The 20,460-nt window shown below is 68.0% G+C and carries 17 protein-coding genes; 2 read left to right on the top strand and 15 right to left on the bottom strand.

Annotated elements, in window-relative coordinates:
• Positions 1–9: 9 nt before the first annotated feature.
• The 12 genes from ACILR4_RS04005 to recA form a co-directional block, all read right to left on the bottom strand.
• Positions 10–3,819: a fused MFS/spermidine synthase gene (locus ACILR4_RS04005; RefSeq protein WP_395699535.1), complete on the bottom strand. Its 3,810-nt coding sequence runs from the start codon at positions 3,817–3,819 to the stop codon at positions 10–12.
• A gap of 187 nt (positions 3,820–4,006) precedes the next feature.
• Positions 4,007–4,480 carry a pilin gene (locus tag ACILR4_RS04000; protein WP_395699534.1) on the bottom strand — a complete coding sequence of 158 codons (474 nt, stop codon included), beginning with the start codon at positions 4,478–4,480 and terminating at the stop codon, positions 4,007–4,009.
• A 190-nt stretch (positions 4,481–4,670) separates the two neighbouring features.
• Positions 4,671–5,456 (bottom strand): MBL fold metallo-hydrolase, encoded by a 786-nt coding sequence (locus ACILR4_RS03995; protein ID WP_395699533.1) that lies wholly within the window; start codon positions 5,454–5,456, stop codon positions 4,671–4,673.
• Between the two features lie 204 nt (positions 5,457–5,660).
• Positions 5,661–6,344, bottom strand: coding sequence for an FHA domain-containing protein (locus tag ACILR4_RS03990; RefSeq protein ID WP_395699532.1), 684 nt, complete (start codon positions 6,342–6,344; stop codon positions 5,661–5,663).
• Between the two features lie 65 nt (positions 6,345–6,409).
• Complete coding sequence (locus ACILR4_RS03985) at positions 6,410–7,195, bottom strand: Stp1/IreP family PP2C-type Ser/Thr phosphatase (RefSeq protein WP_395699567.1); 786 nt, start codon at positions 7,193–7,195, stop codon at positions 6,410–6,412.
• Between the two features lie 97 nt (positions 7,196–7,292).
• On the bottom strand, positions 7,293–8,231 hold the full coding sequence (locus ACILR4_RS03980) for a serine/threonine-protein kinase (RefSeq protein WP_395699531.1): 939 nt from the start codon (positions 8,229–8,231) through the stop codon (positions 7,293–7,295).
• Between the two features lie 90 nt (positions 8,232–8,321).
• Positions 8,322–9,008, bottom strand: a complete 687-nt coding sequence (locus tag ACILR4_RS03975; protein WP_395699530.1) for a TerC family protein — start codon at positions 9,006–9,008, stop codon at positions 8,322–8,324.
• Between the two features lie 289 nt (positions 9,009–9,297).
• Positions 9,298–9,984 carry a TerC family protein gene (locus tag ACILR4_RS03970; RefSeq protein WP_395699529.1) on the bottom strand — a complete coding sequence of 229 codons (687 nt, stop codon included), beginning with the start codon at positions 9,982–9,984 and terminating at the stop codon, positions 9,298–9,300.
• 128 nt (positions 9,985–10,112) lie between these two features.
• Positions 10,113–11,006, bottom strand: coding sequence for a succinate--CoA ligase subunit alpha (gene sucD / locus ACILR4_RS03965; RefSeq protein WP_395699528.1), 894 nt, complete (start codon positions 11,004–11,006; stop codon positions 10,113–10,115).
• A gap of 16 nt (positions 11,007–11,022) precedes the next feature.
• Positions 11,023–12,183, bottom strand: coding sequence for an ADP-forming succinate--CoA ligase subunit beta (gene sucC / locus ACILR4_RS03960; RefSeq protein WP_395699527.1), 1,161 nt, complete (start codon positions 12,181–12,183; stop codon positions 11,023–11,025).
• Between the two features lie 191 nt (positions 12,184–12,374).
• Positions 12,375–12,911, bottom strand: coding sequence for a regulatory protein RecX (locus ACILR4_RS03955; RefSeq protein WP_395699526.1), 537 nt, complete (start codon positions 12,909–12,911; stop codon positions 12,375–12,377).
• Positions 12,912–12,959: 48 nt separating this feature from the next.
• Positions 12,960–14,006, bottom strand: coding sequence for a recombinase RecA (gene recA, locus ACILR4_RS03950; RefSeq protein WP_395699525.1), 1,047 nt, complete (start codon positions 14,004–14,006; stop codon positions 12,960–12,962).
• Between the two features lie 164 nt (positions 14,007–14,170).
• Between recA and ACILR4_RS03945 the strand changes: the two genes are divergently transcribed.
• Together ACILR4_RS03945 and ACILR4_RS03940 are read left to right on the top strand one after the other, a co-directional pair.
• A complete protein-coding gene (locus ACILR4_RS03945; RefSeq protein ID WP_395699524.1) occupies positions 14,171–14,842 on the top strand; it encodes a response regulator transcription factor in 672 nt (223 codons plus the stop codon).
• A gap of 37 nt (positions 14,843–14,879) precedes the next feature.
• Positions 14,880–16,397, top strand: coding sequence for a sensor histidine kinase (locus ACILR4_RS03940; protein ID WP_395699523.1), 1,518 nt, complete (start codon positions 14,880–14,882; stop codon positions 16,395–16,397).
• A 2-nt stretch (positions 16,398–16,399) separates the two neighbouring features.
• Here ACILR4_RS03940 and ACILR4_RS03935 read toward each other — a convergent pair whose 3' ends face one another.
• The 3 genes from ACILR4_RS03935 to mrdA are packed head-to-tail and all read right to left on the bottom strand — an operon-like array spanning position 16,400 to position 20,458.
• A complete protein-coding gene (locus ACILR4_RS03935) occupies positions 16,400–17,305 on the bottom strand; it encodes an NAD(P)-dependent oxidoreductase (protein WP_395699522.1) in 906 nt (301 codons plus the stop codon).
• 20 nt (positions 17,306–17,325) lie between these two features.
• Complete coding sequence (gene rodA / locus ACILR4_RS03930; protein ID WP_395699521.1) at positions 17,326–18,480, bottom strand: rod shape-determining protein RodA; 1,155 nt, start codon at positions 18,478–18,480, stop codon at positions 17,326–17,328.
• A gap of 25 nt (positions 18,481–18,505) precedes the next feature.
• The gene (gene mrdA / locus ACILR4_RS03925; RefSeq protein ID WP_395699520.1) at positions 18,506–20,458 is read right to left on the bottom strand and encodes a penicillin-binding protein 2; all 1,953 of its coding nucleotides are present in this window, start codon (positions 20,456–20,458) and stop codon (positions 18,506–18,508) included.
• Positions 20,459–20,460 lie beyond the last annotated feature (2 nt).

The raw sequence follows: 20,460 nt of genomic DNA, 5'->3' as shown, positions 1-20,460 counted from the left end.
GCGCACCGTCTACTGCTTTGGGCGTACTCCGTCGCCCCGGAGGATGCGCAGATTGGCAGCGTAGGAGCTGTCACCGTCCAGGACATTGCCTCGGGGCGTGCCGTATTCGAGACGCAGGTTGTCATCGGTCGAGACCCAATATTCCAGTCCGACGCCATAGCTGAGCAGGATTCGATCGACATCGCGTGGGTTCAACAAGCGGCTCGCCTCGATGTCGGCGACGTTGACCTTCAGCGATCGCATCAGGTCCGCCAGGGGCTGCGATTGTGCCAGCGCGTCGACCTTCTGCCGGGTGGGGCCGGACCGCGGTGAATTGCCGGCAAGAATGATCCCCTGCTTGCCGACGACATAGATCCAGACCTCGGGAAACACCGCGCGCACCGAGCCGATGACGGTCAGCAGATCTTCGGTGCGCATGTGGTGGAGCTGCACCCACTGCTGTAGCACGCCGTCGGGCTGCAGGCGGCGTTTCACCAGCTCGTAGAAGTCCTTGTTGTACAGGGATCCCGCGCCGCTGAACCAGATCGACGTGACCTCGATGCCGATCAGGTCGTAGCGCTTGTCGCTCAGCAGCAGCAGGTTCCGGCCGTCCGTGATGTGCAGGTGGACGCCCGGTGCCTGCGAGGCGCGGCCGTTGATGCTGGCGAAGTGCTTGTCGGCCAGGCGGACGATGTCGGCGCTCAGGTCGGCAATGTCCAGCGACTTGAATCCGGCTTCGCGCAGGACATGCGCCGACATGCCGGTCCCGTAGCCGATCACGAGCGCTTGGTCACGTGCCGCGGTGTGCAGCAGCGGCGTGACCGAGAAGCCGAGCTGCGCCTGCATCTCGCCGTCGGGCGAATCGTTACCCTGGAACTTGCCGTTGGTGGTGAGCGTCAGGATGGGACGGGTGTGGGTGGACGTGCTGCGCGCGACGGCACTCAAGCCCCCGTCGACGCTCTCCGCGAAGTCGATCACCGACCCATACCGCAGCGGTGCGAAGTAGACGTTCGCACCGTTGGCCACGCGCGTCATGTCGAGCTGCCAGGGGGTCAGCAGGCCAGCGGCCCCCACCGCCAGCACCATGCCCGCCCGGGCCAGTCGTAGCGGCCTGACGGTTGGCCGGAGGCTGAGGCCCAGTGCCAGCACGGCGCAGAACAGCGCAGCCACCTTGGCGGCGGCGTGGGCGCCGATCAAAGGCAGCAGCACGAAGCCGCCAATGAAGACGCCGGCGATGTTGCCGAAGGTGTTGACGGCTGCTGCGATGCCGACGTTACGGGCGTCGCCGTCGGGCGCCGCCCAATGCATGGCCACCGGGTAGAGCGCACCAATCAGCACGGCTGGCGGGAACATCACGGCAAAGCAGACGATGCCACGCACGAATTCGTGCGGACCGAATGCGGGCGGCAGTCGGTAGCCCTGATAGCTGCCAAAGTAGTCGGCCATCGCGCCCCACTGGAAGCCACCCAGGATCAGCGTGAGCGCCAGCAGGGACAGGATCCAGGTTGCCGCCTGTGCCGGGTCCACGAAGGCGTTGCGCCATCTTCCGATGAGGTAGGCGCCAGCCGCCAGTCCGAGCAAGAACGTCGACAGCATCAGCGAGAAGGCGTAGGTGCTGCTGCCTGCAACGGTCGCCAGCAGGTGGATGTGGTTGGTCTCGACGATCATCGTGACCACGCCCGCCACCGCGAGGACCGCCATGGCCGATGCGCTGCGGACACTGTTGCTGCGTTGAGCTGCAGCGGCGGGCACCGCAGTGCGAACGGCTGCCAGCAGGCGGCCCAGGTGCACAGGCAGTTGCAGGCGCAGGGCGTCGGCTTTCAACAACCGCAATGCGAACCAGGCGACCAAAAGGCTCATCGCAGCGGCCAGCGCAATGCTGCGGCGCAAGCCGAGCGTGGGTATCAGCAGGTAGCCGGCCGTGAAGGCTCCCAAGGCGGCGCCAATGGTGTTGGCGGCGTACAGCATTGCGATCGGTCGCTCGGCGGCGACGCCGCGGTCCCGCAGGAAGGCCACCAGCACAGGCAGGCTGGCCCCCATCAGGATCGTTGGCACGATCAGCAGCGTCGAGCCGAGTCCGAAGCGCAGCGCCACCAGCCAGCCGGCTTCTGGTGAAGTCCCGCTGGCGATGGCGATGTAGGCCGCCTGGATGGCCTCGAGCAGCCATGGGGCGGCGACGCAGTAGGCGCCGACGCCGGCCTCGAACAACAGGTAGAGCGCCAGGCCGTGCGGATACCGTCTGTACAGCCGACCGCCGAGCCAGGAGCCTATCGCCATGCCGCCCATGTAGGTGGCGAGCACCGTGTAGCTGGCTTGGGCAGTGCTGCCGAACACCAGGGCGAGCTGTTTGCTGAACACCACCTCGTACATCAGCCCGGCGAAGCCCGACGCGATGAACAGGAAGAGGATCTGCGCCATCGGCGCCGTAGGCGCCGGCATCAGCAGCGTGCGGGCGGGGGGAACCACCGCCACGGCGCCTGCCGGATAGCCCCAGGCCACCTCCCGGCTCTGGATCCTTGAACGCAAGGTCTCAAGCCGGCGGAACAGCATGACGCCGTAGACGAGCGACATGGTGGTCATCAGCCACAGCAACCCCGGGGTGGCCAGGAGCAACGGGCTCGCGAATCGCATCGCGAGGATCCAGGCAGCATAGAGCCCGAAGCCGCCGAGCACGAGCGGTCGACGGCTGGCGTCCTGCCAGGGCACATCGTGCATCGTCAGGCATACGATGGCGCCGACGAAGGGCACGGCAACGGCGAGGTCGATCAGGTAGTGCTCGCCCAGCCCCAGCGTGGCGAGGATCATCAATGCGGCAAACAGGCCGAACAGCCAGGTCACCCAGCGCCGGCCGATCCAGTACGACATCAGCCACATGCCGAAGGCCCAGCCGAAGTGCAGCGAGGGCATCCCGTTACGCGGCGCCGGCGGGACAATGGTCATCATGGCGCCCGGTTCGGCGGGAACCGATGTCGGCGCGAAGAACTCTGGACCCAGCCAGTAGCGGGGCCCCGCGATAGGGAACAGGTGATAGGCCGTCATGCCGCCGAGCGTCAGCACGGCCCAGGTCCAGACGAAGTTCCAGACCTGCGGCCGTGGCGTGCGCAACTGCAGGCCGAACAGCATCGGAAAGCCGAAGACCACGACCATGTAGGCGGTCTTGACCGCGGTCAGCATTGCCGGCGTCAGCGACAGTGTTCCGCCAAGGATCGCGCTGGCGTCGAAACCGAATCGACGATCGATGGCCAATGCCAGCGGGTCAAGCGTGGCCGGGTGAAGGACCGTGGTCAGGCCCAGGATGACATCGCCGAAGGTCGTGAAGAGGGCGACGAACAAGATGGCGCCCATGGCTGCCGCCAGGCGGACCGTGTCGGGATCGCGCGGCCCTCTGGCAGCATGGCTGCGCCAGTAGCGCACCAGGACCGACAAGGCACCAAAGGTTCCGGCAAAGGCGAACGGACCGGCGATGTAGATGGTCTGCGCGGTGGCGGTCGCGAGGTCTTCCGAGACGAGCTGTCGTTGGATGGCGGCGCCCAGCCCCAGCAGGGCCGTGGCAGCCAGCCAGCCGGCCCGCCCCGGGCGGGAGTACGCGAATACCACGAACCACAGCGCACCGATCATGGCGGCGACGAGGAAGAACGTCTCCGCGCCGTATTTGTTCCAGGGCGTCGAAATCGCTCCGGTCAGCCCCGCCAGGCTGGCCACTGCGGTGGCCAGCAGGGACAGGGCCAGCAGGCGATCGTTGGGCGCATAGCGAAACAGATCAGCCGCCGCCACCCGGAGGGTCCGGGTCGCATTGGCAGCAACGTCGCCTGGATTCGAAGTCACGGAGCTGGTTGACATGCGCGGTCTCTCGGGTGGTGGACTTGACGGCCCCTTGCCAACGGTTGCCTGGGCCCATTCGCCTGAAAGCGCTCGTCCAGACAACAAAAAGGCGGCGATCGTGGAAACGATCGCCGCCGCGTCGGAAATTCGAGGGATTAGGTTGAGGAACCTGCCTTCAAAGATCCGTATTCACGCCGGACTCAACTTACTTGCACGAACCCGGCAGGAACTTGGCGATGCCCGACGTACCGGCCTGGCACTTGAAGGCGCCAACCTGGGTCGGAATGCTCGCGGTCGTCAGCGCCGTGCCCGAAGCGGTCGTCGGAGTCAGCGTGATCGTGCCACCGCCGGCCGTATCGAGTTCCGTAGCGCTGGCCATCGTCACCGTGATCACGCCAGCCGAGTCCGTGTTGATCGCCTTGACATACTTGGTCGGGTTGGCGACACCCTCGCCGCAGCCCCAACCATCAGCGTTGACCGTGGTACCCGACGCAGCGGTCTGGTACACCTCCGAAATGGTCGTGCGGCACTGGCTGGTGGCCAGGATGCCTTCCGAGACGCGGGCCTTGACCGTGTAGTCCTTGTAAGCCGGCAGCGCAACCGCTGCCAGGATGCCGATGATCGCGACGACGATCATCAGTTCGATCAGTGTGAAACCTTGTTGGACGGTGCGCTTCATGAGAGAGACTCCTGACAGTGAGGGGGGGTGAAGGACTGTGCCCTCCCTCATTTGCAGGGGGCGTGCCAGGCGCCGAATCGAGGTTTGGGGGGCGAAAGCCGGTGATTCGTCACGCTTGGCGGGCCCCACCTGCCGGTTTGTGTCGCCTGGCCCTGTCAGCGGGTGACGGAAATCGTCACCGCTGCCGCGTTCAGGCAATCTCGATCAGCTGGCCGGTGGTCAGCGCATGCACGCTGTGGTGGCTGCCCGAAGCGCCGATCTCGCTCATCACCGGATCGAGCTCGCCCGGCTTGATGTGCGTGATGTAGACCTGCACGCCGGCGGCCAGGTGCGTGAGTTCGCGTGCCAGCGCGGCCGGGTGCATGTGGCGGCTGATGGTGGCGAGCAGCTGCTCTTCGTTGCGGAAGGCGGTTTCGATCACCAGGCTGGCGACCGGCAGGTGCTGCAGCCGCTGCCACAGGGCGGGGTCGGGCGCGGTGTCGCCGGTGTAGACCCACGCGCCGCGGCCGCTGCCCTCGGGTGGCAGTACGGCGAACCCGACGGCCGGCACGGTGTGCAGCGCGGGCAGCACCTCGATGCGGCGGCCACCGGAGAAGCTCAGGACCTCGCCGGTCTCGAACGGCCGCAGGGCCAGCACGGGATGGTCGGCCGAAGGCAGGCGCGTGAAGTCGGGCCACAGCGCGCCGTTGAACAGGTGCTTGCGCAGCGTCTCCAGCGTGGCGGGCAGAGCATGGACCTGGATCGGCGGGCGGCCGGCGCGGCGGCGCATCACGCTGTCGGCCAGCAAGGGCACGGCCAGCACATGGTCGAGGTGCGAGTGGCTCAGCACGATGTGGTCGATGCGCTCGAGCTGTTCGAGCGACAGGTCGCCGACACCGGTGCCGGCATCGATCAGCACGTCGTCGTCGAGCAGGAAGGCCGTGGTGCGACAGCCCGCGGCAATCGAGCCGGAACAGCCGAGAACCCGGATATGCATGGGACGCTCAGGCGCCGAAGGCACTGAAGCCTCCGGTCTGCGGATAAAAGCCGATGGTCGCCGCAGCTCGCCCAAGCCGCAAGCTTGGTTTTTCGCAGTTCTTAGGCTGTTCGACGGACGCCCGTCCCAGCAATGCCGCGGCCGTGAACAAGGTCACGTTCACCTGCCAGGCTTGAATCGGCCGGCCGCTCGCGCGGTGGCGGGCTAGAACTGGATGAACTGCATCTGCGTGCCGGCCAGCTCGATCAGGTCGCCGTTCTTCAGCGGCGCGATGTCGCCGGCCAGCGGCATGCCGTTGACGCTGGGGCGCGTCAGGCCTTCGACATGGGCGATCACGTAGCCGCCCGGGCGCTTGGTGATCGAGGCCACCTGGACGCCGGGCTTGCCGACGGTGGTGACGACCTTGGTGAGCGTGACCTCGCGGCCGGCAGCGGCCCCGCTGAGGACCTTGATCGAGGCCGGCAGGCTGCTGGCACCGCTCATCGGCATGGGCCGGGGCGTGGTGGCGGTGGCATTGAACGGGGCCTGCGGCGCGGGGGCGTGGTGCATCGGCTGTGTGGCGCCGGGCCGCATGATCATCGTCTTCTCGTACTCGCCGGTGTCGTCGACGAGGTACTTGATCTTGTACTTGCCGATCTCGACGGTGTCGTTGTGCGCGAGCAGCTGCTTCTTGATCGCCTTGCCGTTGATGTAGGTGCCGTTGGTGCTGTTCAGGTCTTCGATGAAGACGTCCTGGCCCACCATCTGCAGCACGGCATGCTCGCCGCTGACGGCGAGGTTGTCGATCACGATGTCGTTGTAGGGGCGACGGCCCAGCGTGGTCTTGTCCTTGGTGATCTGGACTTCCTTGATGACCACACCATCGAGCGACACCACCAGCTTGCCCATGCTTGTCCTTATCCTGTCAGTCGGACCATCCCCCAGCCCGGATCGTGTGTGCGGTTCAGGGGTCGTCAACGACCGAAGCGCCACCACGGTTTGTTGGCCGAGATCGGTGTGCCTGCCACGCGCACGAGAACCAGCGCAATATTATCCTTTCCGCCCGCCTCATTGGCGGCATCGATCAGCGCCCGACCGGCAGAAGGTAACGCGTCGTGCGTCTGCAACAGCTGCGCCACGGTCGCGTTATCGAGCATGTCGGACAGGCCGTCCGAGCACATCAGGTACAGGTCGCCCGGCTGCACCTCATGCACATGGGTTTCGAGCAGCACGGTGTCCTCGACGCCGACGGCGCGCGTGACGAGGTTCTTGTTCGCGGAGAACGCGGCCTGCTCCGGCGTGATCAGGCCGGCATCGATCTGCTCCTGCAGCAGCGAATGGTCGCGCGTGATCTGCACCAGTTGGCCGGCGCGCCAGCGGTAGGCGCGCGAATCGCCGACATGGCCCAGCCTGAGCTGGCCTTCGCGGAACACCGCGACGACCAGCGTGGTGCCCATGCCGGCGTATTGGGGATTGGCATTCGCCGCGTTGAAGATGGCGCGGTTTGCGTTGTCGACGCAGATGTCCATCGCGCGCCGCACTTCGCTGTCGTTGGCCTTGCCACCGGCTTCCTGCAGCCAGCGGCCGAGTTCGCTCTTGATGAACGAGGTGGCCATGTTGCTGGCCACTTCGCCGGCGTTGTAGCCCCCCATGCCGTCGGCCAGCACGGCCAGTGCATTGGCTTCGTCGACCGCGACGGAGTCTTCGTTGTTCGAGCGCGCGCGGCCGGTGTCCACGGCGTGGAAGAACTCGAAGGTCATGCGGCGGGCAGGAGCGTCGTTCAAGGGCGATGGCAACTGATTGTGCCTTGTTGCGTGGCGTGTTCGGGCTGGGGGTCGACCCGAGCCGTGGGGGACGTCACGGCGGCGGCGGCTGCGGCAATGCGTCGGCCCAGCGTTCGAGTTCGGCCGCCAGTGCGGGCAGGCTCTGTGGCCGCAGACCCGGCGCGCGTTGCAGGATCTGCTGCAGCAAGGCCTCCAGCCCGGCGGGCAGCTCGGGCCGCCAATGGCGCAGTGGTGCGGGTTCACCGCCCGCCACGGCGCGCAGCAGCTCGCCCAGCGTGGTGGCCGGGAAGGGCAGCCGGCCGGTCAGCAGCTCGTAGAGCATCACGCCGAGCGCATAGGTGTCGGTGCGGGCGTCGGCCGGCTCGCCGAGCAGTTGCTCCGGTGCCATGTAGGCTGGCGTGCCCAGCGTCACCCCGGTGCGGGTGACGGCCTGGTCCTGCAGGCGGGCAACGCCGAAGTCGACCAGCTTCAGGCGCCCGCTGGCGACATCGAGCCGCACGTTCGCGGGCTTCAGGTCGCGGTGCACGATGCCACGCTCGTGCGCGTGGGCCAGCGCCCGCGCGATGCGCGCGCCGATGCGCAGCACCAGCGGCTCGGGCAGCAGGCGTTGGGCGCGCGTGTAGCGGGAGAGGTCGGTGCCAGGTGCGAGTTCGAGCGCAATCCAGGGCTGGCCCTCGCGCTCGCCGGCATCGAGCACGGTGACGATGTCCTCGTGGGCGAGGCCGCGCAGCACCTCGGCCTGCAGCAGGAAGCGCTGGCGCTGGTCCGCCTGCTCGGCGGCGGGCAATGCCGGATCGGTGACCAGCAGCTTGATGGCGGCCTGCCGCTCACCCGCCTGCGCCAGATAGACCGGCCCGGTCGCCCCCTGGCCCAGTACGCCCAGCGCCTGGTACGGGCCGAAGCTCGGCCTCGCGGCCGCCGGCGCAGCCCCCGCCGCAGCGGGCGCGGCCGAAGCGCCGCCCGGGGTGCGGCGCTTCCAACGTTGCCACCAGGAACTCGGGGCGGGCTGCATCAGGCATCGGCCAGGTTGTGGGCGGAAGCGCTGCAAGCTACCACAAGCGGCGCCGGGCCTGGCGGCAGCGCGCCCCAGGTCCGATGCGCACTACGCCGCGCTGCGTGCGGCGGTCGTGCGCCGGCCCATCCAGTGGCCGGCGGCCAGGACGCCGGCAATCGCCAGGCCGTACATCGCCCAGCGCGCCGGCGCATGCGGGTCGAACACCGCGTCGAGCAGCGGTTCGCCGACGATCATCTTCGCGGCGGTGAAGGCCAGCACCGCGGCGCCGATCGAGGTCAGCGCCGGGAAGCGGTCGACCAGTTTCAGCACGATGCTGCTACCCCAGACGACGATCGGCACGCTGATCAGCAAACCGATCACGACCAGGTCGAAGTTGCCGTGCGCGGCGCCGGCCACGCCAAGCACGTTGTCGATGCCCATCAGCGCGTCGGCGACGACGATGGTCTTCATGGCGCCCCAGAAGGTGCTGGGTGTCTGGCCCTCGGCATGCTCGTGGTCGCCGGCGGCGAGCAGGCCGTAGGCGATCCACAGCAGGCCCAGGCCACCGATCAGCATCAGGCCCGGGATCCTGAGCAGCCAGACCACCGCCAAGGTCATCAGCGTGCGCATGCCGATGGCGCCGACCGTGCCCCAGAGGATGGCCTTGCGCTGCAGATGGGTGGGCAGGCCGCGCGCGGCCAGTGCGATGACGATGGCGTTGTCGCCGGCGAGCACGAGGTCGATCAGGATGATCGCGCCAAGTGCAGAGAACCAGGCGGGGCTGAAAAATTCCATGGCGGGAGCTCCAGGCAGGGGTGGTAGGAGGACAACACCACACCATGGAAACCCGCTGCATCTTCGAGCCGATGCCTTCGAGCCCGCCGCGGTGTGCGACGACGCATCGAAGGTCTTGCTCGGAGCCCGGCCGCGGCGCGAGCGCGCGCGAGGCCGGCATCTGGCGGACCGGAAGCCTTGCAGCTTCGTACTGACGATCCGCCGCCCGTACCGGCCTGGGGTGGCCGGCACAGGGAGCTACTCCCCTTCAGGAGCGTATTGGACCCGACTTTCGCCGGGCCGGGAAATCTCAGGTCTTTGTTGTGCGGCGCCTTTGCAGAAGATTGCCGACAACGACGACCGCGACCGCACCGATGGCGCCGCCGATCAGCACCCAGTTGTGCGGCACGACGCCGACATGTTGTTCGAGGGCCGGGTCGGTGAGCAGCATCTCGCCGGCCAGGAAGCCCAGCAGCGCCGCTCCCAGGGTCACCAGCAGCGGGAAGCGCTCCATCACCTTCAACAGCAGCGTGCTGCCGAAGATGATCAGCGGAATGCTCAGCGCCAGGCCGATCACCAGCAACGGGACATTGCCCTTGGCGGCCGCCGCCACCGCGAGCACGTTGTCCAGGCTCATCACCAGGTCGGCCACCAGGATCGTGCGCACCGCGCTCAGCAGGCCGGTCTGGCCATTGCCGCTGTCGCCATGCTCGTCTTCGTCTTCCTCGAGCAGCAGCGTGACGCCGATGTAGAACAGCAGGCAGCCACCGACCAGCTTGAGGTAGGGCCACTTCAGCATCTCGAGCGCGATGATCGTCAGGCCGATCCGCATCACGATGGCCGCCGCGCTGCCCCAGAACACCGCCTTCTTCTGCTGGTGCGCGGGCAGGCTGCGCGCGGCCAGCGCGATCACCACCGCGTTGTCGCCGGACAGGATGATGTTGACCCAGATGATCGAGCCGAGCGCCGTCCAGAAGGCGGGCGAAGTGAGATCCATGTCAGCGGTCCTTCAGGGCTGTCGCCAAGCTGTCGATGCGTGAGGTGGCCGAGTGTAGGGAACGCACAGCAAAAAGCCGGTGCGTAGAACTACGCACCGGCTCTTCTGGTCGCCGATCGGTCAGCGGCTCAGAGCAGGCTTTTCAGCAGCTTGCCCATCTCGCTGGGGTTGCGGGTGACCTTGAAGCCGCACTCTTCCATGATGGCCAGCTTGGCGTCTGCGGTATCCGCGCCGCCCGAGATCAGCGCGCCCGCATGGCCCATGCGCTTGCCCGGAGGGGCGGTGACGCCGGCGATGAAGCCGACCACCGGCTTCTTCATGTTGGCCTTGCACCAGCGTGCGGCCTCGGCTTCGTCGGGGCCGCCGATCTCGCCGATCATGATCACCGCATCGGTGTCCGGATCGTTGTTCAAGGCCTGCATGATGTCGATGTGCTTCAGGCCGTTGATCGGATCGCCGCCGATGCCGACCGCGCTCGATTGGCCGAGGCCGATCTCGGTGAGCTGCGCCACCGCTTCATAGGTCAGCGTGCCCGAGCGCGAGACCACGCCGATGCGGCCCTTGCGGTGGATGTGGCCGGGCATGATGCCGATCTTGATTTCCTCGGGCGTGATGAGGCCGGGGCAGTTGGGGCCGAGCAGCAGCGTCTTCTTGCCGCCCGCGGCTTCCTTGGCCTTCATCTTGTTGCGCACTTCGAGCATGTCGCGCACCGGGATGCCTTCGGTGATGCAGATCGTCAGGTCGAGGTCGGCTTCCACGGCCTCCCAGATGGCGGCGGCGGCGCCCGCCGGCGGCACGTAGATCACGCTGACCGTGGCGCCGGTCTGGGCCTTGGCGTCCTTGACGCTGGCGTAGATCGGGATGCCTTCGAAGTCTTCGCCCGCCTTCTTCGGGTTCACGCCGGCGACGAAGCAGTTCTTGCCATTGGCATAGGCCACGCAGCCGCGCGTGTGGAACTGGCCGGTCTTGCCGGTGATGCCCTGGGTGATGACCTTGGTGTCCTTGTTGATGAGGATGCTCATGTCGATTCCTTCTCGCTCACTTCACGGCTGCGACGATCTTGGTGGCCGCCTCGGCCATCGTGTCGGCACTGATGATCGGCAGCCCACTCTCGGCGAGCATCTTCTTGCCCAGGTCTTCGTTGGTGCCCTTCATGCGCACCACCAGCGGCACGCTCAGGTTCACGGCCTTGCAGGCGGTGATCACGCCTTCGGCGATGGTGTCGCACTTCATGATGCCGCCGAAGATGTTGACCAGGATGCCCTTCACATCCGGGTTCTTCAGCATGATCTTGAAAGCCTCGGTGACCTTCTCGGCAGTGGCGCCACCGCCAACGTCGAGGAAGTTGGCCGGCTCGCCGCCGAACAGCTTGATGGTGTCCATCGTCGCCATCGCGAGGCCGGCACCGTTGACCAGGCAGCCGATGTTGCCGTCCAGGCTGATGTAGGCCAGGTCGAACTTGCTGGCCTCGATTTCGGCGGGGTCTTCTTCGTCGAGGTCGCGGTAGGCCACGATCTCGGGGTGGCGGAACAGCGCGTTCGCGTCGAAGTTGAACTTCGCGTCCAGCGCCTTGATGTTGCCGTTGCCTTCGAGGATCAGCGGGTTGATCTCGGCCAGCGAGGCATCGGTGTCCATGTAGGTCTTGTAGAGCTTCTTGAACACGTCCACCGCCTGCGGCTGCGAGGCCTCGGGTACGCCGATGCCCCGGGCCAGCTGCAGCGCCTGCGCGTCGGTCAGTCCGACAGCGGGTTCGACGAAGACCTTGATGATCTTCTCGGGCGTGTTGTGGGCCACTTCCTCGATGTCCATGCCGCCTTCGCTGGAGGCCATCAGTGCGACCTTCTGCGTCGCGCGATCGGTCAGCGCGGCAGCGTAGTACTCCTTCTTGATGTCGGCGCCTTCCTCGATCAGCAGGCGGCGCACCTTCTGGCCTTCGGGGCCGGTCTGGTGCGTCTTCAACTGCATGCCGAGGATCTGGCCCGCCAGCGCCTTGACCTCATCCATCGAGCGCGCGAGCTTCACGCCGCCGCCCTTGCCGCGGCCGCCTGCGTGGATCTGCGCCTTCACCACCCAGACGCTGCCGCCCAGCTTCTGCGCGGCTTCCACCGCCTCCTGCACCGTGAAAGCGGGGTAGCCCCGCGGTACCGGCACGCCGAACTGGCGCAGGATTTCTTTGCCTTGGTATTCGTGGATCTTCATCGGGGGCTCACTGCGAAGGGGGAGTCAAAACAAAAGCCGCCGCGCACGGTCGGCTGGGGCTGAGGGAGCCGGGCAGATGAGCCGGCGCTGGAGGAACAAACCTTCGCAATTTAGCATGCTGCGCCGCGGCAAACCTGACGGCAAGCCGACGGTGTGGCGTCCTGAACTCAGCGACAGGAGGGGCTATTGGCTCAGGTGTCGGATTCGCCGGCACGGGCCAGCACGCGGCGAATCACCTCCGGCGAGAAGCCTCGGCCGGTGAGAAAGCGCATCTGCCGCAATCGAGCGGCGGCCGCGGCGGCGGCATCGGCTGGGGCCGCGGCGGTACGGCCGAACTTCTTGCGCCAGACCTCGCGGGCACGATCGAACTCGCTTTCGTGCAGCGCCTCGCGCGCTGGTGCGTCGAGCACCGCGCCGTGCTGCTGCAGTTCGCGCTGGATGCGCAGGTTGCCGAAGCGTGCCTGCCGGGCCTGCACCCGGCTCTCGACGAAGCGCTGCTGCGAGAGGAAGCCATGCTGGCTCAACCATTCGAGCAATGCATCGACCTCGGCCGCGGCGGCCTCTGCGTCGGGTGCCGCAGGGTCGCCGTCCCCGGCTGCGGCGGCGGACCGGCGCTGCCCGTCCTGCAGCAGGCGCAGCAGCTTGCCGCGCAACTCGAGCGGACTGTGCTCGCGCTGCGCCAGCCACTGCAGCGCGCGCACCTTCAGGGAGGCGGGGCGAGCCGCCATCGTGCTAGAGGTGGCAAGGCGACCCGGCGGGGCCGCGTGCAGCGACCCTCATTGGCCGTCTGCTGCGCTCAGGGGCGGCAGCAGCGGCACGCCCACCGCTTCGCGCACCTTGTTCTCGATCTCGTGCGCGAGGTCGGGGTTCTCGCGCAGGAACTCGCGCGCGTTGTCCTTGCCCTGGCCGATCTTCTCGCCGTTGTAGGCGTACCAGGCGCCGGACTTCTCGAGGATCTTGGCGTTCACGCCCATGTCGATGATCTCGCCATGGCGGCTGGTGCCTTCGCCATAGAGGATGTCGAACTCGGCGGTCTTGAAGGGCGGGGCGACCTTGTTCTTGACGACCTTGACCTTGGTCTCGTTGCCGATGACCTCTTCACCCTTCTTGATGCTGCCGGTGCGGCGGATGTCCAGACGCACCGAGGCATAGAACTTCAGGGCGTTGCCGCCGGTGGTGGTTTCGGGGTTGCCGAACATCACGCCGATCTTCATGCGGATCTGGTTGATGAAGATGACCATGCAGTTGGTCTTCTTGATCGTCGCGGTCAGCTTGCGCAGGGCCTGGCTCATCAGCCGGGCCTGCAGGCCGGGCAGCGAATCGCCCATTTCGCCTTCGAGTTCGGCCTTCGGGGTGAGCGCGGCCACCGAATCGATGATGACCAGGTCCACCGAGCCGGAGCGCACCAGCGCATCGACGATTTCGAGCGCCTGCTCGCCGGTGTCGGGCTGGCTGATCAGCAGCTCCTGCAGGTTGACGCCGAGTTTCTGCGCGTAACCGGTGTCCAGCGCGTGCTCGGCATCGATGAAGGCGCAGGTGCCGCCGAGCTTCTGCATCTCGGCCACCACCTGAAGCGTCAGCGTGGTCTTGCCGGAGGATTCAGGGCCATAGATCTCGACCACCCGGCCGCGCGGCAGGCCGCCGACGCCCAGCGCGATGTCCAAGCCCAGCGAGCCGGTGGAGACCACCTCGATCGCCTCGACCACCTCGCCGTCGCCCAGGCGCATGATCGAGCCCTTGCCGAACTGCTTTTCAATCTGGGCCAGTGCGGCCTGCAGGGCCTTGGCTTTCTCGGTGTTCAGCGCTTTGACGGGTGCATCCATGGCAAGGCTCTCCTCGGGTTGGGCGCGACTATACGGCAGAAGCTGGATGTTTGTACAGTGAGTCCGACTGCGTTTTCGCAAGCCCTCCGTCCCCTTGGGGATGCCTAAAATCAAGGCCTGCAAGCGCCCACTTTGCGAGGCGGCCACCGCGCAGGAGACACGAGATGCGGATTCTGATCGCCGAAGACGACCAGGTGCTGGCCGATGGCTTGATGCGCTCGCTGCGCGCCTCGGGCTATGCCGTGGACCAGGTGGGCAGCGGCAGCGAGGCGGATGCGGCGCTCTCGTCGCACGAGTTCGACCTGCTCATCCTGGACCTCGGACTGCCCAAGCTGCATGGCTTCGAGGTGCTGCGCAAGCTGCGCGCGCGCGGCTCGGCGGTGCCGGTGCTGATCCTGACGGCTGCCGACAGCGTCGAGCAGCGCGTCAAGGGCCTGGACCTGGGGGCCGACGACTACATGGCCAAGCCCTTCTCGCTGCAGGAGCTGGAAGCGCGGGTGCGGGCGCTGACGCGGCGCGGGCTGGGCACCGCGTCGAGCCTGATCAAGCATGGGCCGCTCACTTTCGATGCTACTGGCCGCGTGGCCTACATCAGCGACCAGATGATCGAGCTTTCGGCGCGCGAGCTGAGCCTGCTGGAAGTGCTGCTGCAGCGCGCCGGCCGCCTGGTCAGCAAGGACCAGCTGGTCGACCGCCTGTGCGAATGGGGCGAAGAGGTCAGCAACAACGCGATCGAGGTCTACATCCACCGGCTGCGCAAGAAGATCGAGCAAGGGCCGATCCGCATCGCCACGGTGCGCGGGCTCGGCTACTGCCTGGAGAAGATTCAGGCCTGAGCTCGGCCGTGCGGTGCAGGCTATGCTGGCGCCGCCCATGCAAGCCCTTGCCCCGCGTGAACAAAGGTCGCTGTTCGGCGAGATCCTCGACTGGATGCTCGCGCCGCTGCTGCTGCTGTGGCCGATGAGCGTGGCGCTGACCTGGCTGGCGGCGCAGAGCATCGCGAACCGGCCGTTCGACCGCGACTTGGCCGAGATGGCCCGCACGATCGCCCGCCAGGTGGTCGTCGAGCCCGGTGGGCCGGGCCGCCTGTCGCAGGTCAGGCTGCGGCTGCCCGAAGTGGCGGCCGAGGTGCTGCGCGCGGACGACTCCGACCGCGTGTTCTTCCAGGTGCTGGGTGCGCGGGGTGAATTCGTTGCCGGCGACCGGTCCTTGCCGGTGCCCGACGAGCCGCCCGGCCCGGCGCAGGACCTGCGCTACCGCGATGACGAGGTGCAGTCCGACGCGGTGCGCGTGGCCTATGTCTGGCTCGCCGCCACCGGCGTGCCGGGCGAGGTGCCGCCGCTGGTGCAGGTGGCCGAGACGCTGGACAAGCGCTCGCACCTGGCCACCGAGATCATCAAGGGCGTCATCGTCCCGCAGTTCGTCGTGCTGCCGCTGGCGGTGCTGCTGGTGTGGTTCGCGCTGGCGCGCGGCATCAAGCCGCTCAACGAGTTGCAGCAGCGCATTCGCCGCCGCGAGAGCCACGACCTGAGCCCGCTCGAGGAACGCGACGTGCCCGAGGAGGTGGCGCCGCTGGTCGGCTCGATCAACGACCTGCTGGCGCGGCTGGACCGCTCGATGAGCACGCAGAAGCACTTCCTGGCTGACGCGGCGCACCAGCTGAAGACGCCGCTGGCCGGCCTGCGCATGCAGGCCGAGCTGGCCCAGCGCGAGATCGATGCGGGCGAGCAGGACCCGAAGGCGCTGAAGCGCTCGCTGCAGCAGATTGCCCATGCCAGCCAGCGCGCCGCCCACATGGTGAACCAGCTGCTGGCGATGGCGCGTGCCGAGGACAAGGAGGGCGCGCGCCAGCAGCAGGACGTCGACATCGTGCGGCTGGCGCGCGAGACCGTGCGCGACTTCGTGCCCAAGGCGATGGACAAGCGCATCGACCTCGGCTACGAGGGGCCGGAGGACCGGCAGGCGCTGCACGGCCGGCTGCTTGGCGAGCCGCTGCTGGTGCGCGAGCTGATCCGCAACCTGGTCGACAATGCGCTGCAGTACACGCCCTCGGGCGGTAGCGTCACGGTGCGGGTGGTGGACGACCCCTTCGGCCAGGTGGTGGTGCTGCAGGTGGAGGACACCGGCCCGGGCATTCCCGAGGCCGAGCGCGAGCTGGTGTTCCGGCCCTTCTACCGTTCGCTCGGCACCGACGTCGATGGCAGCGGCCTGGGCCTGGCCATCGTGCAGGAGATCGCGCAGCGCCACCAGGCCGAGATCTCGATTGCCAACGCGCGGCCGCGCGCCCAGGCGGCCGCGCAGGGCCAGGGGCCGGGCGCGCTGTTCACGGTGCGCTTCGCGATGCTGCCGCGCGGCGATGCCACCCCCGCGCCGGCCGTTGCGGAGGAGTGAGCTCAGCCCCGCGGCGGATCGATCCCGCGCCACAGCGCCTCGACGAAAGGCAGCAGGCTCGCGTCGTCGAGCCCGGCATGCCCGGCGTCGCAGGCGGCCCGGAACAGCGCGGCAGCCTGCACGCCGAGTGCCGGCTCGACGCCGGCCGCCCGCGCCATGCCGATCGCCAGCGCCGAGTCCTTGGCCAGCAGCGTGGTATGGGCGCGCGGCGCGAAATCGCCGGCCAGCGCGCGGGCCATGCGGTCGCTGCCGATCCAGCTCTGGCCGCTGGATTGCGCGATCACTTCCAGGGTGGTGGTGGCCTCCAGCCCCAGCCGCCGGGCCAGCGCGATGGCCTCGGCCGCGCCGGCCAGGTTCACCGCCGCCAGCAGGTTGTTGACCAGCTTGGTGCGCGCGCCGTCGCCCGGCCGCCGGCCGACCCGGAACAGCCGCGCGCCGATGCCGCGCAGCAGCGGCTCGTAACGCCCAAAAAAAGCGTCCTCGCAGGCCACCATCAGGCTCATGCTGCCGTCGCGGGCGCGCGCCGGGCCACCGGACATCGGCGCATCGATGCAGCCGATACCGTGGGCGGCGAGTTCCGCCGCGGCCTGCTCGACATCGTCCGGCGCGATGGTCGGGCACAGCAGCACGGCCACCGGCCGACGCGCCGCGTGAACCACGCCTTGCGCACCGAACAGCACCTCGCGCGTCTGCGGCGCGTCGACCACCGCCACGGCCGCCAGTTCGCACTGCGCGGCCAGCGCGGCGGCACTGGCCGCGCGCATCGCGCCGGCGGCCAGCGCCGGCGCCTCCTGCTCGGGCAGCAGGTCGCGCACCCACACCGCATGACCGAGCTCGCGCAGCCGCAGGGCCATCGCGCCGCCCATGTTGCCGGTGCCGATGACGCCCACCACGGGCTTCGCATCCATGCCGATCTCCTGTGGCGGTGTCAGCGCTGCATCAACCCGCGGCTGCGGGCAATCGACATCAGGATGCCCAGCGCGAGGCCGAGCGTCACCATTGCCGTGCCGCCGTAGCTGACGAAGGGCAGTGGAATGCCCACCACCGGCAGGATGCCGCTGACCATGCCCATGTTGACGAAGGCGTAGGTGAAGAAGCTCAGCGTGATGGCACCCGCCAGCAGGCGCGAGAACACCGTGGGCGCCTGCGCCGCGATCAGCAGCCCGCGCAGGATGACCCAGGCGAAGGCGACGATCAGCAGCCCGGTGCCGAGCAGCCCGAACTCCTCGGCATAGGCCGCGAAGATGAAGTCGGTGGTGCGCTCGGGAATGAACTCCAGGTGCGTCTGCGTGCCGTTCATGAAGCCCTTGCCGGTGACGCCGCCGGAGCCGATGGCGATCATGCCCTGGATGATGTGGAAGCCCTTGCCCAGCGGGTCCGTGGTCGGGTCGAGCAGCGTGCAGATGCGGTGCTTCTGGTAGTCGCGCAGCAGCGGCCACACGACCTCGGGCTCGCAGATCCGGTCCGCGCTGACCACCACCGCCGCCAGCCCGATGCCGGCCGCCAGCAGCACCGGCAGGATCAGCTTCCACGACAGGCCGGCAAAGAACATCACGTACAGCCCGGCCGACAGGATCAGGATCGCGGTGCCCAGGTCGGGCTGCTTGACCACCAGCCCCACCGGCACCAGCAGCAGCGCGCCGGCGATCAGGAAGTCCAGCATGCGCAGCTGGCCCTCGCGCTTCTGGAACCACCAGGCCAGCATCAGCGGCATCGCAAGCTTCAGGATCTCGCTGGGCTGGATCACGATGCCCACGTTGAGCCAGCGCGTCGCGCCCTTCTTGGTGATGCCGAACAGCGCGGTGGCCACCAGCAGCGCCACGCCCACGGTGTACAGCGGCACGGCCAGCCGCATCAGCCGCTGCGGCGGCACCTGCGCCATCACGAACATCACGACGAAGCCCAGCGCCATGTTGCGGGCGTGGTCGACGAAGCGGGTGCCGCTGTCGTAGCCGGCCGAGTACATGATCGTCAGCCCGATCGCGCACAGCAGCAGCAGCCCGCCGGCCAGCGCCCCGTCGAACACCGACAGCACCGGCCGCACGCGCTGCCACAGCGAGGGACGCTCGACGATCGCGATCATGCTGCCGCTCTCCGGCCCCGGGCGCTCATCGCGCGGCCTCCGCCAGCTTCGCGATCGGCACCGGCGGCTTCAGCGGTGCGGCGGCCTGGCCCTGCTGCACCGCGGCGATGTCCTCGTCGGTCGGGTACAGGCCCTGCAGCCAGTAGTCGAACACGCGGCGCACGATCGGCGCGGCCGACTGAGCGCCGAAGCCGGCGTTCTCCACGACCAGGGCCACCGCGATGCGCGGGTTCTCGGCCGGCGCGTAGGCGATGTACAGCGCATGGTCGCGCAGGTGCTCGGCCAGGCTCGCGGCGTTGTACTTCTCGTTCTGCTTGATGCCCACCACCTGCGCGGTGCCGGTCTTGCCGGCGGCCTGGTAGCCCGCGCCGCGGAAGGCGGTGGCCGAGGTGCCTTCGATGTTCACGCCCACCAGCGCCTGGCGGATCACGGCCAGGTGCTCGGGCTTGATCGGCACCGGTTCCAGCGGCTGCGCGCCGACCGAGCGCGTGTGGTTCGTCACCACGTCGACCACGTCCTTCACCAGGTGCGGCTTGTGCCGCTGGCCGCCGGCGGCCAGGGTCGAGATGGCCTGGGCCATCTGCAGGATCGTGAAGCTGTTGTAGCCCTGGCCGATGCCCAGCGAGATGGTCTCGCCCGCGTACCAGCGCTGCTGCTCGGGCTTGCGGTAGGCGCGCTTTTTCCAGTCGGTGGAGGGCAGGATGCCGCGCATCTCGCCTTCGAGGTCGATGCCGGTGATCTGGCCGAAGCCGAACGGCGCCATGTGCTGCGCCATCACGTCGACGCCGAGCTCGTTGGCGAGGATGTAGTAGTAGGTGTCGCAGCTCTGCACGATCGAGCGGTACATGTCGACCATGCCGTGGCCGCCTTCGCGGTCGTCGCGGAACTTGTGGTTGCCGAACCAGAAGTAGCCGGGGTCCGAGATGGCCTGCTGCGGCGAGCGCTTGCCGGTGGCCAGGCCGGCCAGTGCCATGTAGGGCTTGTAGGTCGAGCCCGGCGGGTAGGTGCCGCGCAGGGCCCGGTTCAGCAGCGGCTTGTCGATCGACTCGTTCAGCTCGCGCCAGCTGTCGACGTCGATGCCGTCGACGAACAGGTTGGGGTCGAAGGTCGGCTTGCTGACGAAGCTCAGCACCTCGCCGGTGTTCGGGTCGATCGCCACCAGCGCGCCGCGGCGATCGCCGTACAGCTTCTCCACCAGCTGCTGCAGGCGCATGTCGATGGACAGCACCAGCGTGTTGCCGGGTGTCGCGGCATGGCTGCGCAGCCGGCGCACCGCGCGGCCCCCGGCCGAGGTCTCGACCTCCTCGAAGCCGGTGGTGCCGTGCAGCTCGCGTTCGTAGCTCTGTTCGAGGCCGAGCTTGCCGATGTAGTCGGTGCCCTTGTAGTTGGCCTGGGCGTCTTCGTCCCAGTCTTCCATGGCCTGCTTTTCGGCGGTGTTGATGCGACCGATGTAGCCCAGCAGGTGGCTGGCCGACTCGCCTTCCGGGTAGTTGCGGAACAGCCGCGCCCGCACGTCGACGCCTGGGAAGCGGAAACGCTGGGCCATGAAGCGGGCCACTTCCTCGTCGGTCAGCTTGGTGCGGATCGGCAGCGACTCGAAGCTCTTGCTTTCCTCCAGCAGGCGCTTGAAGCGGCGGCGGTCGCGCAGCTGGATGTCGAGCACCTGCGCCAGCTGGTCGATCACCGATTCGAGCTCGCCCTCCACCTTCGAGGGCGTGATCTCCAGCGTGTAGGCCGAGTAGTTGGTGGCCAGCACCACGCCGTTGCGGTCGACGATCAGCCCGCGGTTCGGCACGATCGGCACGATGGTGATGCGGTTGGCCTCGGCCTGCGTCTGCAGGTCGTCGTGGCGGTAGACCTGCAGCCACACCAGCCGCGCGGCGAGCAGGCCGAAGCACAGCAGCACGAAGGCGGCCGCGGCCAGCAGCCGGCCGCGAAAGCGACTGAGTTCTCGCTCCAGATCCTTCAGCTCGGTCATGG

Source organism: Aquabacterium sp., assembly GCF_044226965.1.
In the GTDB taxonomy this organism is placed as follows: Bacteria; Pseudomonadota; Gammaproteobacteria; order Burkholderiales; family Burkholderiaceae_C; genus Pseudaquabacterium.
The sequence above is the reverse complement of the archived record's forward strand: the minus strand, read 5'-3'. Positions and strand labels throughout refer to the sequence as shown.